Origin of the sequence: Ramlibacter tataouinensis, assembly GCF_027941915.1 — a bacterium.
GTDB classification, from domain to species: domain Bacteria; phylum Pseudomonadota; class Gammaproteobacteria; order Burkholderiales; family Burkholderiaceae_C; genus Ramlibacter; species Ramlibacter tataouinensis_C.
In genome coordinates this window covers 4,049,636-4,063,542 of the sequence record NZ_CP116009.1, presented here as the reverse complement: position 1 = coordinate 4,063,542, position 13,907 = coordinate 4,049,636, and the positions used below count along the sequence as shown (strand labels likewise).

The 13,907-nt window shown below is 70.6% G+C and carries 11 protein-coding genes and 1 tRNA gene; 4 read left to right on the top strand and 8 right to left on the bottom strand.

Going from position 1 to position 13,907, the window contains the following annotated elements:
* Positions 1-5: 5 nt before the first annotated feature.
* From clpX to PE066_RS19505, 6 genes are all read right to left on the bottom strand, one after another.
* Complete coding sequence (gene clpX / locus PE066_RS19530) at positions 6-1,271, bottom strand: ATP-dependent Clp protease ATP-binding subunit ClpX (protein WP_271234188.1); 1,266 nt, start codon at positions 1,269-1,271, stop codon at positions 6-8.
* 132 nt (positions 1,272-1,403) lie between these two features.
* Positions 1,404-2,012, bottom strand: coding sequence for an ATP-dependent Clp endopeptidase proteolytic subunit ClpP (gene clpP / locus PE066_RS19525; RefSeq protein ID WP_271234187.1), 609 nt, complete (start codon positions 2,010-2,012; stop codon positions 1,404-1,406).
* A gap of 120 nt (positions 2,013-2,132) precedes the next feature.
* Entirely contained in the window at positions 2,133-3,443 is a 1,311-nt protein-coding gene (gene tig, locus PE066_RS19520; RefSeq protein ID WP_271234186.1) for a trigger factor, read from the bottom strand.
* A 28-nt stretch (positions 3,444-3,471) separates the two neighbouring features.
* Positions 3,472-3,558, bottom strand: a tRNA-Leu gene (locus PE066_RS19515).
* Positions 3,559-3,635: 77 nt separating this feature from the next.
* Positions 3,636-6,809 carry an efflux RND transporter permease subunit gene (locus PE066_RS19510; protein WP_271234185.1) on the bottom strand — a complete coding sequence of 1,058 codons (3,174 nt, stop codon included), beginning with the start codon at positions 6,807-6,809 and terminating at the stop codon, positions 3,636-3,638.
* Positions 6,810-6,817: 8 nt separating this feature from the next.
* Positions 6,818-7,987, bottom strand: a complete 1,170-nt coding sequence (locus PE066_RS19505; RefSeq protein ID WP_271234184.1) for an efflux RND transporter periplasmic adaptor subunit — start codon at positions 7,985-7,987, stop codon at positions 6,818-6,820.
* 92 nt (positions 7,988-8,079) lie between these two features.
* Between PE066_RS19505 and hpnC the strand changes: the two genes are divergently transcribed.
* The 3 genes from hpnC to hpnE are packed head-to-tail and all read left to right on the top strand — an operon-like array spanning position 8,080 to position 11,061.
* Positions 8,080-8,928 carry a squalene synthase HpnC gene (gene hpnC / locus PE066_RS19500; RefSeq protein WP_271234183.1) on the top strand — a complete coding sequence of 283 codons (849 nt, stop codon included), beginning with the start codon at positions 8,080-8,082 and terminating at the stop codon, positions 8,926-8,928.
* 10 nt (positions 8,929-8,938) lie between these two features.
* Positions 8,939-9,778: a presqualene diphosphate synthase HpnD gene (gene hpnD / locus PE066_RS19495; RefSeq protein ID WP_271234182.1), complete on the top strand. Its 840-nt coding sequence runs from the start codon at positions 8,939-8,941 to the stop codon at positions 9,776-9,778.
* A gap of 11 nt (positions 9,779-9,789) precedes the next feature.
* A complete protein-coding gene (gene hpnE / locus PE066_RS19490) occupies positions 9,790-11,061 on the top strand; it encodes a hydroxysqualene dehydroxylase HpnE (protein ID WP_271236621.1) in 1,272 nt (423 codons plus the stop codon).
* A gap of 61 nt (positions 11,062-11,122) precedes the next feature.
* Here the strand turns inward: hpnE and PE066_RS19485 are convergent, their stop codons facing one another.
* A complete protein-coding gene (locus PE066_RS19485; protein ID WP_271234181.1) occupies positions 11,123-11,815 on the bottom strand; it encodes an HAD family hydrolase in 693 nt (230 codons plus the stop codon).
* Positions 11,816-11,833: 18 nt separating this feature from the next.
* Here PE066_RS19485 and hemH point away from each other — a divergent pair, with 18 nt between their 5' ends.
* On the top strand, positions 11,834-12,880 hold the full coding sequence (gene hemH, locus PE066_RS19480; protein WP_271234180.1) for a ferrochelatase: 1,047 nt from the start codon (positions 11,834-11,836) through the stop codon (positions 12,878-12,880).
* A gap of 117 nt (positions 12,881-12,997) precedes the next feature.
* On the opposite strand, the gene PE066_RS19475 is transcribed toward hemH, so the two are convergent.
* Entirely contained in the window at positions 12,998-13,894 is an 897-nt protein-coding gene (locus PE066_RS19475) for an alpha/beta fold hydrolase (protein ID WP_271234179.1), read from the bottom strand.
* Between the last annotated feature and the right edge of the window lie 13 nt (positions 13,895-13,907).

Here is a 13,907-nt window from a genome sequence, read left to right as displayed (position 1 = left end):
CGGCTTCAGGCCTTGCGCGCCGCCTCGCGGTACACCAGCAGCGGCGGCTTGTTCTCTTCGATGGTGGACTCGTCCACCACCACCTTGTCGACGTTGGCCGTGTTGGGCAGGTCGAACATGGTGTCGATCAGCGACTGCTCCAGGATCGAGCGCAGGCCGCGGGCACCGGTCTTGCGCGCTAGCGCCTTGCGGGCGATCGCGCGCAGCGCGCTGGGGCGGATCTCGAGGTCCACACCTTCCATGCCCAGCAGCTTGGCGTACTGCTTGACCAGCGCGTTCTTCGGCTCGGTCAGGATCTGGATCAGCGCGTCTTCCGAGAGCTCGGCCAGCGTGGCCACCACCGGCATGCGGCCGACCAGCTCGGGGATCAGTCCGAACTTGATCAGGTCTTCCGGCTCGACCTCGCGGAACATGTCGGTCAGGCTGCGCTCGCGCTTGCTCTTGACCGCGGCGCCGAAGCCGATGCCCGAGCCTTCGGTGCGCTGTTCGATCACCTTCTCCAGGCCGGCGAAGGCGCCGCCGCAGATGAACAGGATGTTGGTGGTGTCGATCTGCAGGAAGTCCTGGTTGGGATGCTTGCGTCCGCCCTGCGGCGGCACGCTGGCCATGGTGCCCTCGATCAGCTTGAGCAGGGCCTGCTGCACGCCCTCGCCCGAGACGTCCCGCGTGATGCTGGGGTTGTCCGACTTGCGCGAGATCTTGTCGATCTCGTCGATGTACACGATGCCGCGCTGGGCCCGCTCGACCTCGTAGTTGCAGCTCTGCAGCAGCTTCTGGATGATGTTCTCGACGTCCTCGCCCACGTAGCCGGCCTCGGTCAGCGTGGTGGCGTCGGCCATCACGAACGGCACGTCCAGCATGCGTGCCAGCGTCTGCGCCAGCAGCGTCTTGCCGCTGCCGGTGGGGCCGATCAGCAGGATGTTGCTCTTGGTGAGCTCGACATCGTCCTTCTTGGCCTTGTCCTTGTGGCGCAGCCGCTTGTAGTGGTTGTAGACCGCGACCGACAGCGACCGCTTGGCGGCCTCCTGGCCGATGACGTAGTTGTCGAGGTTGGACTTGATCTCGGCCGGCGTCGGCAGGTCGCCGCGCGCCTCGCGCTGCTCTTCACCCGCGGGCAGTTCGTCGCGGATGATCTCGTTGCACAGGTCGATGCACTCGTCGCAGATGAACACCGAGGGCCCGGCGATGAGCTTCTTGACCTCGTGCTGGCTCTTGCCGCAGAACGAGCAGTAGAGGGTCTTTTCGCTGGATGAGCCTTTTTTGTCGGCCATGGCTGGGTTCGTCGGCGGCTGGAAGTTCAATGATAAGGGGAAGGGGCTGAGCCTCGAGCTCGGGGACTGGAGAGCGCCGACACCCGGTTGCCAAGTGCGAAATGCCTCCCGCTCCCCGGCCGCCGGGCGCCCTCAGGGCCGCTTGGCGATGACCTGGTCGACCAGGCCGTAGTCCTTGGCCTCGTCGGCCGACAGGAAATAGTCGCGCTCGGTGTCGCGCTCGATGCGCTCCAGCGGCTGACCGGTGTTCTCCGCCAGGATCTTGTTGAGCAGCGCGCGGGTCTTGAGGATGTCGCGCGCATGGATCTCGATGTCGCTGGCCTGGCCCTGCATGCCGCCCAGCGGCTGGTGGATCATGACCTTGGAGTGCGGCAGCGAGAACCGCTTGCCCTTGGCGCCTGCCGACAGCAGGAAGGCGCCCATGCTGGCCGCCATGCCGGTGCACAGCGTCGAGACGTCGGGCTTGATGAAGTTCATGGTGTCGTAGATCGCCATGCCGGCGCTCACGCTGCCGCCCGGGGAGTTGATGTAGAACGAGATGTCCTTGTCCGGGTTCTCGCTCTCCAGGAACAGCAGCTGCGCGACCACCAGGTTCGCGGTCTGGTCGTTCACCGGGCCCACGAGGAACACCACGCGCTCCTTGAGCAGTCGCGAGTAGATGTCGTAGGAGCGTTCGCCGCGGCCGGACTGCTCGATGACCATCGGAATCATGCCGAGGGCCTGGGTATCAAGTGCGCTCATGGGAAATAGGGGCTTTCGCTTTCGAAGTGCGGCTCTTACTGTAGCCAAAAACGCAGATGGGGCCCGCGCCCCGGACTGCAAGTCCGGCGGGGCCCCATCGTCCGGCGCACCGGCGGGCGGTCAGCCCTGCCCCATCAGCTCGTCGAACGAGACCTGCTTGTCCTTGACCTGGGCCTTGCCGAGCACGTACTGCGTGACGTTGTTCTCGATCACCACGGCCTCGACCTCGGCCAGGCGGCGGTTGTCGCCGTAGTACCAGCGCACCACCTCGGCCGGCTTCTCGTAGCTGGCGGCCAGTTCCTCGACGTGCGCGCGGATCTGCTCCGGCTTGGCCTGCAGCTCGTTGGCGCGCACCAGCTCGGCCACCACCAGGCCCAGGCGCACGCGGCGCTCGGCCTGCGGGCGGAACAGCTCGTCGGGGATCGGGGCCTTGTCGGCGTCCTTCACGCCGCGCTGCTTCAGGTCGGCGCGGGCGCCCTCGACCATGCGGTCCACCTCGGCTTGCACGCTGCTCTTGGGCAGGTCCAGCTCGGCCTTGGCCACCAGCGCGTCCATCACGGCCTGCTTGTTGCGCGACAGCAGGCGGAACTTGACTTCGCGCTCCAGGTTCTTCTTGATGTCGGCGCGCAGGGCCTCGACCGTGCCTTCGGCAATGCCCAGCGACTTGGCCAGTTCCTCGTTGACTTCCGGCAGCTTCGCGGCCTCGATCTTCTTGACCGTCACCATGAAGTCGGCGGTCTTGCCGGCCACGTCCTTGCCGTGGTAGTCCTCGGGGAAGGCCAGCGGGAAGGTCTTGCTCTCGCCCGACTTCATGCCGCGCACGGCGTCCTCGAATTCCTTGAGCATCTGGCCTTCGCCCACCAGGAACTGGAAGTCGGCGGCCTTGCCGCCCTGGAACGGCTCGCCGTCGATCTTGCCCTCGAAGTCCACCGTCACGCGGTCGCCGTCCTGGGCGCCGGCATCCTGGGCGCGCTGGGCGAAGGTGCGGCGCTGCTTGCGCAGGATGTCCAGGGTCTTGTCGATCGCTTCGTCGCTGACCTCGGCCGACAGCTTCTCGACCTCGGCCGTCGCCAGGTCGCCGATCTTGACCTCGGGGAACACCTCGAACACGGCGTCGAAGGCCAGCTGCCCTTCGGGCGCTTCTTCCTTCTCGGTGATCTTGGGCTGCCCGGCCACGCGCAGCTTGGCCTCGTTGGCGGCCTGGGCGAACGCCTCGCCGACCTTGTCGTTCATCACCTCGAAGTGCACCGAGTAGCCGTACCGCTGGGCCACCACGTTGATCGGCACCTTGCCGGGCCGGAAGCCGTCCATCTTGACGGTGCGTGCCAGGCGCTTGAGGCGCGAATCGACTTCCGACTTGATCGCATCGGCAGGCAGCGTCAGCGTGATCTTGCGCTCGAGCTTGTCCAGGGTTTCAACGTTCACGGCCATGGTGGTTCTCTCTTCGATGGGTCGGGTGTGGTGCGCGGGGTCGGACTCGAACCGACACGCCCGTGAAGGCGTCAGGACCTAAACCTGGTGCGTCTACCAATTTCGCCACCCGCGCAGTCCAAAAGCAGGGCGGGCGGCCGGATTGGAACACCGGCCGCCCGCCCGAATTCGGTCAACTTGCGATTTTAATGCTTACGCCGGCAAGGGCTTGGCCGGCGCCTGCTCAGCCGTGGCGGCATCGGGCCGGCGCACGCGGAACCAGGCGGCGTACATCGCCGGCAGCGCCAGCAGCGTCAGCACGGTGGCGACGATCAGCCCGCCCATGATCGCCACCGCCATCGGTCCCCAGAACACCGAGCGCGAGAGCGGGATCATGGCCAGTACGGCCGCCGCCGCCGTCAGCACGATCGGCCGCAGCCGCCGCACGGCGGACTCGACGATGGCATTCCAGGTAGGCACGCCGCGGGCGCAGTCCTGCTCGATCTGGTCGACCAGGATCACCGAGTTGCGCTGGATCATCCCCATCAGCGCGATCACGCCCAGCAGCGCGACGAAACCGAACGGCCGGTCCAGCAGCAGCAGGGCCGCGGCCACCCCGGCGATGCCCAGCGGCCCGGTCAGGAACACCAGCAGCGCGCGGCTGAAGCTTTGCAGCTGCAGCATCAGCAGGGTGAAGGTGATGAACAGCATCACCGGCACGCCGACCGCGATCGAGGAGGAGCCCTTGGCGCTCTCCTCCACCGCACCGGCCACCTGGATGTGGTAGCCGGGCGTCCATTTCGCCTCGAGCTCGCGCAGCTTGGGCAGCAGTTCATCGGTGACGGTCGCGCCCTGCAGGCCTTCCACCACGTCGCCCTGCACCGTGATGGCGTAGCTGCGGTTCTCGCGCCACATCACCCCGGGCTCCCAGGTGAACACCGGCCGGGCGATCTGCACCAGCGGGATGGCCTTGCCGGATGCCGTCGGCAGGTAGGCGTTGCCCAGGTCGGTGATGGCGTCGCGCTCGTCCAGCGGCTGGCGCAGCACGATGTCGATCAGCTTGTCGCCCTCGCGGTACTGGCCGACCGGGGTGCCGGCCAGGATGGTGCGCGCGGCCTGGGCGATCGACTGGCTGGTCACGCCCAGCGCGCGCGCCTTGGCCTGGTCCACCTCCAGCCGCAGCACCTTGACCGGCTCGTTCCAGTTGTCGTTGACGCCGCGCATGTTGGGGCTGGCCCGCATCAGGACCTTGACTTCGTCGGCATGCGCGCGCAGCTGCGCCGGGTCGGGCCCGACCACCCGGAACATCACCGGGTAGGGCACCGGCGGTCCGTTGGGCAACAGGGTCACGCGGCCGCGCACCTCGGGGAACTCCTCGGCCAGCAGCGCCGGCAGCCGCACCCGCAGGGCCTCGCGCGTGCGCAGGTCCTGCGGCATCACGATCAGCTGCGACACGTTGGTCTGCGGGAACACCTGGTCCAGCGGCAGGTAGAAGCGCGGCACGCCCGAGCCGATCCAGGCGCTGACGCCGGTGACGCCCGGCTCGCGCAGCAGGCGCGCCTCGACCCGCCGGGCCACGTCCTCGTTGGCCGTGAACGAGGTGCCCTCGGGCGACCACAGCGCCACCAGCACCTCCGGCCGGCTGGAGTCGGGAAAGAACTGCTGCTGCACCTTGCCCATGCCGGCGATGCCGAGCGCGAACACCGCCAGCGTCGCGACGATGGTGGTCCAGCGGTGCTCCACGCACCAGTCCACCGTGCGCCGGAAAGTCCGGTAGAACGGCGTGTCGAAGTGCTCGTGGTGCTCGGCCGACACCGGCTTGGCCTTGAGCAGCAGCGTGCCCAGGTAGGGCACGAAGTACACCGACACCAGCCAGCTCAGCACCAGGGCAATGGCGGTCACCGCGAAGATCGCGAACGTGTATTCGCCGACGGTCGATCTGGCCAGACCGATCGGCAGGAAGCCGGCGGCTGTGATCAGCGTGCCGGTCAGCATCGGCATGGCCGTGACCTCGTAGGCGAAGGTGGCGGCGCGGACCTTGTCGTAGCCCTCCTCCATCTTGCGCACCATCATCTCGACCGCAATGATGGCGTCGTCCACCAGCAAGCCGAGCGCGATGATCAGCGAGCCCAGCGAGATCTTGTGCAGGCCGATGCCCCAGTACTGCATCGCCAGGAAGGTCACCGCCAGCACCAGCGGGATGGTGATGCCCACCACCAGGCCGGGGCGCATGTCCACGTACCAGCGCTTCCACATCGGCAGCGCCGGCGCGTCCGGCCGCTTGTGCAGGCCCAGGCTGACGAAGCTGACGGCCAGCACGATCACCACCGCCTCGACCAGCACCTTGACGAACTCGTTGACCGAGCTCGCCACCGCCCTCGGCTGGTCCTGTACCTGCACCAGCCGGATGCCGGCCGGCAGGCCATCCTCGATGCGGTGGAAGGCCGCGCGCAGCGCGTCGCCCAGCCGGATGATGTCGCCGCCCTTGGCCATCGACACGCCCAGGGCGATCACCTCGTGGCCGTCGTGGCGCACCTTGATCACCGGCGGATCGACGTAGGCGCGCCGGATCTCGGCGATGTCGCCCAGCCGCAGCTGATTGCCCGAGCTGCCGCGGATCGGCATGGCCGCCAGCTGCTCCACCGCCTGGAACTGGCCGCCCACGCGCACCTGCACCACGTCCAGCGGCGTCTGCACCGCGCCGGCCGATTCCACCGCGTTTTGCTGGCCCAGCTGCTGCAGCACCTGGTTCAGGTCCAGCCCGAGCTGGGCCAGGCGCTTCTGCGAGACCTCGACGTAGAGCTTCTCGTCCTGCACGCCGAACAGTTCCACCTTGGCGACGTCGGGCACCCGCAGCAGCTGCTGGCGCACCTCGTCGGCGAAGGTCTTGAGCTCGGCGTAGCTGAAGCCCGGTTCGGCCTGCAGCGCATAGATCACGCCATAGACGTCGCCGAACTCGTCGTTGAAGAACGGCCCCTGGACGCCCTGCGGCAGGGTCAAGCGCATGTCGCCGACCTTCTTGCGCACCGTGTACCAGACCTGGGCGACCTCGGACGGGCGGGACGAGTCCTTGATCTGGAAGATGATCTGCGACTCGCCCGGCTTGGAGTAGCTGCGGATGATGTCGGCATACGGCACCTCCTGCAGCGTGCGCTCGATCTTGTCGGTGACCTGCTCGGCCACCTGCTGCGCGGTGGCGCCCGGCCAGTAGGTGCGCACCACCATGGCGCGGAAGGTGAAGGGCGGGTCCTCGTCCTGCCCGAGCTGGAAGTAGGCGGCGAAGCCCAGCACCAGCAGGGCCACCATCAGGTAGCGCGTCAGCGCCGGATGCTCCAGCGCCCACTTCGACAGGTTGAAGCGCGGCCGCTCGCCGCCTTCGCCGTCCATGGGCGCCCTCATCGCGCAGCCACCGGCTGCACGGCGGCGGTCGCCGCGACCGCCGGTTGCGCCGGCGCCGGCCGGGCCGCTCCCGCCGTGGCGGTGCGCTCCTCGTAGATGCGCACCTTCTGCCCCGGCGCCAGCACGTGCACGCCGGCCGAAACGACCAGCATGCCGGGCTGCAGGCCGCCCGCGATCACGGCCTCGTTGCCGTCCGCCGTGGCGATCTGCACCGGCTGCGAGCGCACCGTCATGCTGGCGCGGTCCAGCACCCAGACGGCGCTGCCCTGCCCCTCCTGGCGCAGCGCGCTGGTGGGCAGCTTGATCACGGGGGTGCCGGCCGTGCCCGGCGCCTGCGGCGACACGTAGGCGGTCGATCCAAGCGGCGGCTGGGCCCCGGCGGGCAGCGACACCTTGACGGAGTAGGTGCGCGTGACCGGGTCGGCGCTGGCCGCCACTTCGCGCACCTCGCCCTGCACCACCTCGCCGCCGGCCCACAGCCGCACCGCCACCGGCGAGCCGGGCCGGGTGCGGGCCACCTTGTCCTCGGGCACCGAGAACACCACGTCGCGCGGGCCGTCGCGGGCGATGCGCACCACCGGCGAGCCGGCATTGACCACCTGGCCCGGTTCGGCCTCGATGCCGGTGATGACGCCGTCGGCGTCGGCCGACAGGCGGGTGTAGCCCGCCTGGTTGGCCTGCCCGGCGAGTTGCGCCTGGGCCTGGTCCAGTTGCGCCTGGGCCGCCTTGAGCGACGCCTCGCGCCGCTGCAGCTCGGCGCCGCTGATGAAGTTCTGGTCCTTCAGCGCGGCGAAGCGCTTGAAGTCGGCGGCGGCCAGGTCGCGCTGGGTGGCGGCCGCGGCCACCTGGGCGCGCGCCGCATCGGCGGCCAGCCGGTAATCCTGGGCGTCCAGCTGCGCCAGCACCTGGCCGGACCGCACGCGCTGGCCCAGTTCCGCGTGGCGCTGGACGATCTTGCCGGCCACGCGGAAGCCCAGGCGCGACTCCACTCGCGGCCGCACCTCGCCGGCGTACTCGTGCGACGACGCGAGGGCGCTGGTGCCCACCGTCAGGACCTTGACCGATCGCACCGGTTCGGGCGCGGGTTGCGGCTTGGAGCAGGCCGCCAGCGCGGTGGCCAGGACCAGCGAAGCGAGCCGCCAGGGGAATGCGGAAGGCTGATTCATGGGGGGAAAGAAGGAACGGGAAAGGTTACTGACTGACCGGTTAGTAATCTAATGGCGAGCCCCGGGCGCTGTCAAGGCGAGAATCTCGGCCCGTGACCGCCAACCCATCCGCAAGGTCCGTCGACCACTACGAGAACTTCCCCGTCGCCTCCTGGCTGTGCCCGCCGCGGCTGCGGCCGGTGGTGGCCGCGATCTACTGGTTCGCCCGCACCGCAGACGACCTGGCGGACGAGGGCAGCGCCAGCCCAGCCCAGCGGCTGGCCGCCCTGGCCGAGTACCGGGCCGACCTGGCGGCGGCGGCGACTGCCGGCGGTCCCTCCGCGCGCTGGCCGCAGGTCTTCGGCCCCCTGGCCGGTGCCCTCCGCGACTGGCGGCTTCCCCTGCCCTTGCTCCAGGATCTGCTCAGCGCCTTCGAGCAGGACGTGGCCCGGACCCGCGACGGCGCCGGCTATCGCGATCGGGCCGAATTGCTGGACTACTGCCGCCGCTCCGCCAACCCGGTCGGCCGCCTGATGTTGCACCTGTACCAGGTCGAGGACGCGGCTTCGCTGGCCCGGTCCGATGCGATCTGCACGGCGCTGCAGCTGATCAACTTCTGGCAGGACATCGGCCAGGACCTCGCACGCGGCCGCCGCTACCTCCCCGAAGACGACTGCCGGGCGCACGGCGTCGATCCGCTGGCGCCGGCCGACTCGGACCCGGGGCACAGGCAGGCCCTGGTGCGCGACGAATGCGCGTGGGCCCGCGGCCTGATGCTGGAGGGCGCGCCGCTGGTGCACCGGGTGCCCGGCCGCGCCGGCTGGGAGCTGCGCGGCGTCGTGCAGGGCGGCCTGCGGATCCTCGACCGGATCGAAGCCCTGGGCTTCGACACCTTCCTCCACCGCCCCAAGCTGCGCCCGCTCGACCTGCCGCTGATCGCGGCGCGCATGGTGCGGATGTGACAATCGGCGCATGACCCCCGATCAATACGTCCAGGAGAAGGCGGCAGCATCGGGCAGCAGCTTCTACTACGCCTTCCTGTTCCTGCCCCGGCCGCGCCGCGCGGCGATCACCGCCTTCTATGCCTTCTGCCGCGAAGTGGACGACGTCGTCGACGACGTGCACGACCCCAGCGTGGCCCAGGCCAAGCTGGCCTGGTGGCAGGACGAAGTGGCGCGCGCCTTCGCCGGCAATCCGCAACACCCGGCACTGCGCGCGCTGATGCCGCTGGCCGCGGAGTTCGGCATCGAGCAGCACCACCTGCAGGCCGTGATCGAAGGCTGCCGCATGGACCTGCAGCAGACCCGCTACCTGGACTTCCCGGCGCTGGAGCGCTACTGCCACCTGGTGGCCGGCGTCGTCGGCGAGGTGGCGGCGCGCATCTTCGGCCAGCAGGACCCCGCCACCACTGCCTACGCCCACCGGCTGGGACTGGCCTTCCAGCTCACCAACATCATCCGCGACGTCGGCGAGGACGCGCTGCGCGGCCGGATCTACCTGCCGGTGAACGAGCTGCAGCAGTTCGAGGTCAAGGCGCACGAGATCAGCAAGCGCCAGTACTCGGACCGCTTCACCGCGCTGATGCGCTTCCAGGCCGAGCGCGCGAACCGGCTGTACGACGAGGCGCTGGCGCTGTTGCCCGCGGCGGACCGCCGCAGCCAGAAGCCGGGCCTGATGATGGCCAGCATCTACCGCACCCTGCTGCGCGAGATCGAGGCCGACGGCTTCCGCGTCCTGCACCAGCGCACCAGCCTGACGCCGATCCGCAAGCTCTGGCTGGCCTGGAAGGTGCAGGCGCTGGGCCGGATGTGAGCGCCCCCTCGATCCGGCTGGCCATCGTCGGCGGCGGATGGGCGGGCCTGGCCGCCGCCGTGGCCGCCACCCGCGCCGGCCATGCCGTCACGCTGCTCGAGGCCACCCGCCAATGGGGCGGGCGCGCCCGCAGCCTGCCGGTGGAGCTGCCGGGCGGCGGCAGCGCGACGCTGGACAACGGCCAGCACATCCTGATCGGTGCCTACCGCGACTGCCTGGCGCTGATGCGGCAGGTGGGCGTGCAGCCGGCGCAGGTGCTGCAAAGCCTGCCGCTGACGCTCCTGCGGCCGGACGGCAACGGTTTGAAGCTGCCGGACTGGCCCGCACCGTTCGACGCCTTGTGGGGCATCCTGCGCGCGCGCGGCTGGTCGGTCGCCGACAAGCTCTCGCTGCTCGCGCACGCGGCCCGCTGGCGCCTGCGCGGCTTCGAGTGCCCGGACCACTGGACCGTCGAGCGCCTGTGCCTGGGCCTGAGCCCCAACGTGCTGCGCGACCTGGTCGAGCCGCTGTGCGTGGCGGCACTCAACCTGACCGCCGCCCGCGCCAGCGCCGCCGTGTTCCTGCGCGTGCTGCGCGACGGCCTGTTCGGCCCCCGCCAGGAGGGCTGGGGCGCTTCCAGCCTGCTGATTCCGCGCGGCGACCTGGGCCAGGTGTTTCCGGACGCCGCGGCCCGCTGGCTGGCGGCGCAGGGCGCCGACCTGCGCCTGGGCGCGCGCGTGCAGTCCCTGCAGCCGCAAGCCGGCGCCTGGCAGGTCGATGGCGAGGCATTCGATGCCGTGCTGCTGGCCTGCCCGGCGTGGGAGGCCGCTCGCCTGGTCGCCGGCTGCGGCGCGCCGGCCGACTGGCTGACGGCGGCCGGCGCCCTCGCGCACGAGCCGATCGCCACGGTGTACGCCGGCGGCGGGCCGCGCCTGCCGCTGCCGATGCTGGCTTTGTCCGACGGGCCGGCGCAGTTCGTGTTCGACCGCTCGCTGCTGGGCGGGCCTGCGGGCGTGCTGGCCTTCGTGGCGAGCGCCAGCCAGGGCGATGCGCGCACGGTCGAGCAAGCGGTGTTGAAGCAGGCGCTGGCCCTGGGCTGGCGCGTGCAGCCGCTACGGACCGTGGTGGAAAAGCGCGCCACCTTCGCCTGCGTGCCGGCGCTGCGGCGCCCGCCCATCGCCATCGCGCCCGGCCTGCTGGCCTGCGGCGACTACGTGCAGGGGCCCTACCCGGCCACGCTGGAAGGCGCGGTGCGCTCGGCGCTGGAGGCGGTGGCGCAGCTCACGCCGGAGGCAGGCCGCTGATCGCCTCCCGATCCGCCACGATGGCCGTTGGGCGGCGCAAAGCGGGCCCGGTAGCCGGCTCTTAATCCAGCAATTCGCACAACTGCGCCAGCGTCCGGACCGTGGCGTGGGGCTGCTGCTCGTGCGGCCACAGGTTGTCCACCCGGTTGACCCAGACCGCCTGCATGCCGGCATTGAGCGCGCCCACCACGTCCAGCGTGGCGTCGTCGCCCACGTGCAGCACGTCGTGCGGCAACACGTCCACGGCGCCGGCGGCCGCGTGGAAGATGCGCGGGTCGGGCTTGCCGACGCCGAACTCGCGCGCCGTCACCGTGGCCCGGAAGTAGCCGGCCAGCCCGATGCGCTGCAGGTCGGCGTTGCCGTTGGACAGGCTCACCAGCGGATAGCGCTGCGACAGCGCCTGCAGCGCCGGCATCACGTCCTCGAACAGTTCCACCTGCTGGCGCGCCTCGAAGAAGGCGTTGAAGGCGGCGTCGGCCAGCAGCGGATCCTCGCCGGCGCGGTACAGCGCCAGCCGGATCGACTCTCGCCGCAGCGTGCTGAGGTCGTGGCGCAGCTCCGGCCGCTGCTCCGCCAGGTGCTGGCGGATCTCGGCCAGCGCGCCCGGGTTGGAGAACAGCGCCGCGGCCATCGGGGCGTGGTTCACCAGCCACTGGTGCAGCACCCGCTCGGCGCGCTCGATCGTGGGCCAGATCGGCCAAAGGGTGTCATCGAGGTCCAGGCTGATCGCCTTGACCCTTGGGGAGTCCAGCATGCAGGCGAGAATAACCGCATGGCCTTTTCATCGCGATTTCGCAGCGAGCCGCCGGTCCTCGCGGGCGGACACGCCACCGGCACCGGGGTGCTGCTCTGCAACCTGGGCACGCCGGAGCAGCCCACGGCGGCGGCGGTGCGAAGCTACCTGCGCGAGTTCCTGTCCGACCCGCGCGTCGTCGAGATTCCGCGCGCGGCCTGGCTGCCCCTGCTGTACGGGGTGGTGCTGCCGCTGCGGCCGGCCAAGTCGGCGGCCAAGTACGCCAGCATCTGGAGCAACGAGGGCTCGCCGCTGCAGGTGTGGACCGAGCGCCAGGCCAAGCTGCTGCAAGGCTGGCTGGGCGAAGCCGGGCACCGGGTCAAGGTGCGGCATGCGATGCGCTACGGGCGCCCGTCGATCGCAGCGCAACTGGACGCGCTCAAGGCCGAAGGGGCCGGCCGCATCCTGGTGCTGTGCGCCTACCCGCAGTACTCGGGCACCACCACCGCCAGCGTGCTGGATGCGGTCGGCGCCTGGTCCGCGCGCACCCGCCACGTGCCCGAAATCCGGTTCGTCACCCGGTTCTTCGATGACCGCGGCTACATCGACGCGCTGGCCGCGCGCGTCGAGGCCTACTGGCGCGAGCACGGCCGGCCCGGCCACTTCGTCATGAGCTTCCATGGCGTGCCCGAGCGCACGGTCCGCCTGGGCGACCCCTACCGGGCCGAATGCGAGGCGACGGCCCGGCTGCTGGCCGGCCGCCTCGGGCTGGCCCCGGCCGCCTGGACCCTGAGCTTCCAGTCCCGCTTCGGCCGCGCCAAGTGGCTGGAGCCCTACACCGAACCGACCCTGCGCGCCCTCGGCCGCCAGGGCGTGGAGCGGGTCGACGTGGCCTGCCCCGGCTTCGTCGCCGACTGCCTGGAGACGCTGGAGGAGATCGCGCAGGAAGGCCGCCACGCCTTCCTCGGCGCGGGCGGCAAGGCCTTCCACTACATCCCCTGCGTCAATGCCGAACCGGCGTGGACCCGCGCGCTGGGGGAGATCGCGGCGCGGAACCTGGCCGGCTGGCCGACGCAGGCGGCTTAGCCCGATTCTTTTGTCGTTCCCGCGAAGGCGGGAATCCTCGCAGCGCGGCGCCTGAGCGCCGCAGGCGCGTTGCGCTGGATCCTCCGCCTGCGCGCAGGATGGCGGCGCGCGCGACCGCTACGCCGCCGTCAGCTGCGCCGATGCCGCCCGCTCGGCTTCGTCGATGAACCCGGCCACCAGGTCGAGCTGCTCGGGCACGTTCAGCGCGGGCGCGTGGCCGCAGCCGGCGATTTCCACCACGCGCAGGCGGCCGCGCGCACCCGGGCCCCGGCGCTGCATTTCCTCGACCGCATCGGGCAGCACCAGGTCGGATGCGGCGCCGCGCAGGCACAGCACCGGCGCCTCGATGGCGTCGTAGTGCGCCCAGGTCTCGTAGTCGTTCGGGTGGTCGATGAACTGCCGCACCATGGACGGGTCGTAGTGCGGCGTCACCCGCCCGTCGGGCAGGCGCCGGGTGGAGGTCTCGGTCAGGCGGCGCCACTGGGCGTCGCTCAGCCAGCCGTAGGGCTTGTAGACCTGCCGGAAGAACGCCTCCAGCTCGGCCATGGTGTCGAAGGCCGGCGGGCTGCCGGCGTAGGCCTTGATGCGCTCCAGCGCCGCCGGCGCCAGCCGCGGCGCGTTGTCGTTCAGCACCAGGCTGCGGATGCGGCCCTTGAGCTGCGGCTGCAGCAGCCCGCCGGCGCAGACCGTGCCGATGGCGCCGCCCATCGAGGTGCCGACCCAGTGGGCGGCGGCGATGCCCAGCCGGTCGAACAGGTCGGCCGCCAGTTGCGCATAGAACGCCAGCGTGTACTCGGATTGCGGCTGCGGGCTCCATTGCGAGTAGCCGCGGCCCAGCGTGTCGGGGCAGATCACGCGATAGCGCGCCGCCAGGTGCTCCGCCAGTTCGTCCATGTCGCGGCCGGTGCGCGCCAGGCCGTGCCAGGCGATGACGGTGCTGCGGTGTTGCGGGCCCCACTCCATGAAGTGGATCTCGCGGCCGGCGCAGGTGACGTAGTTCGAGCTCGGGCCCATGGCGCGACGCCTT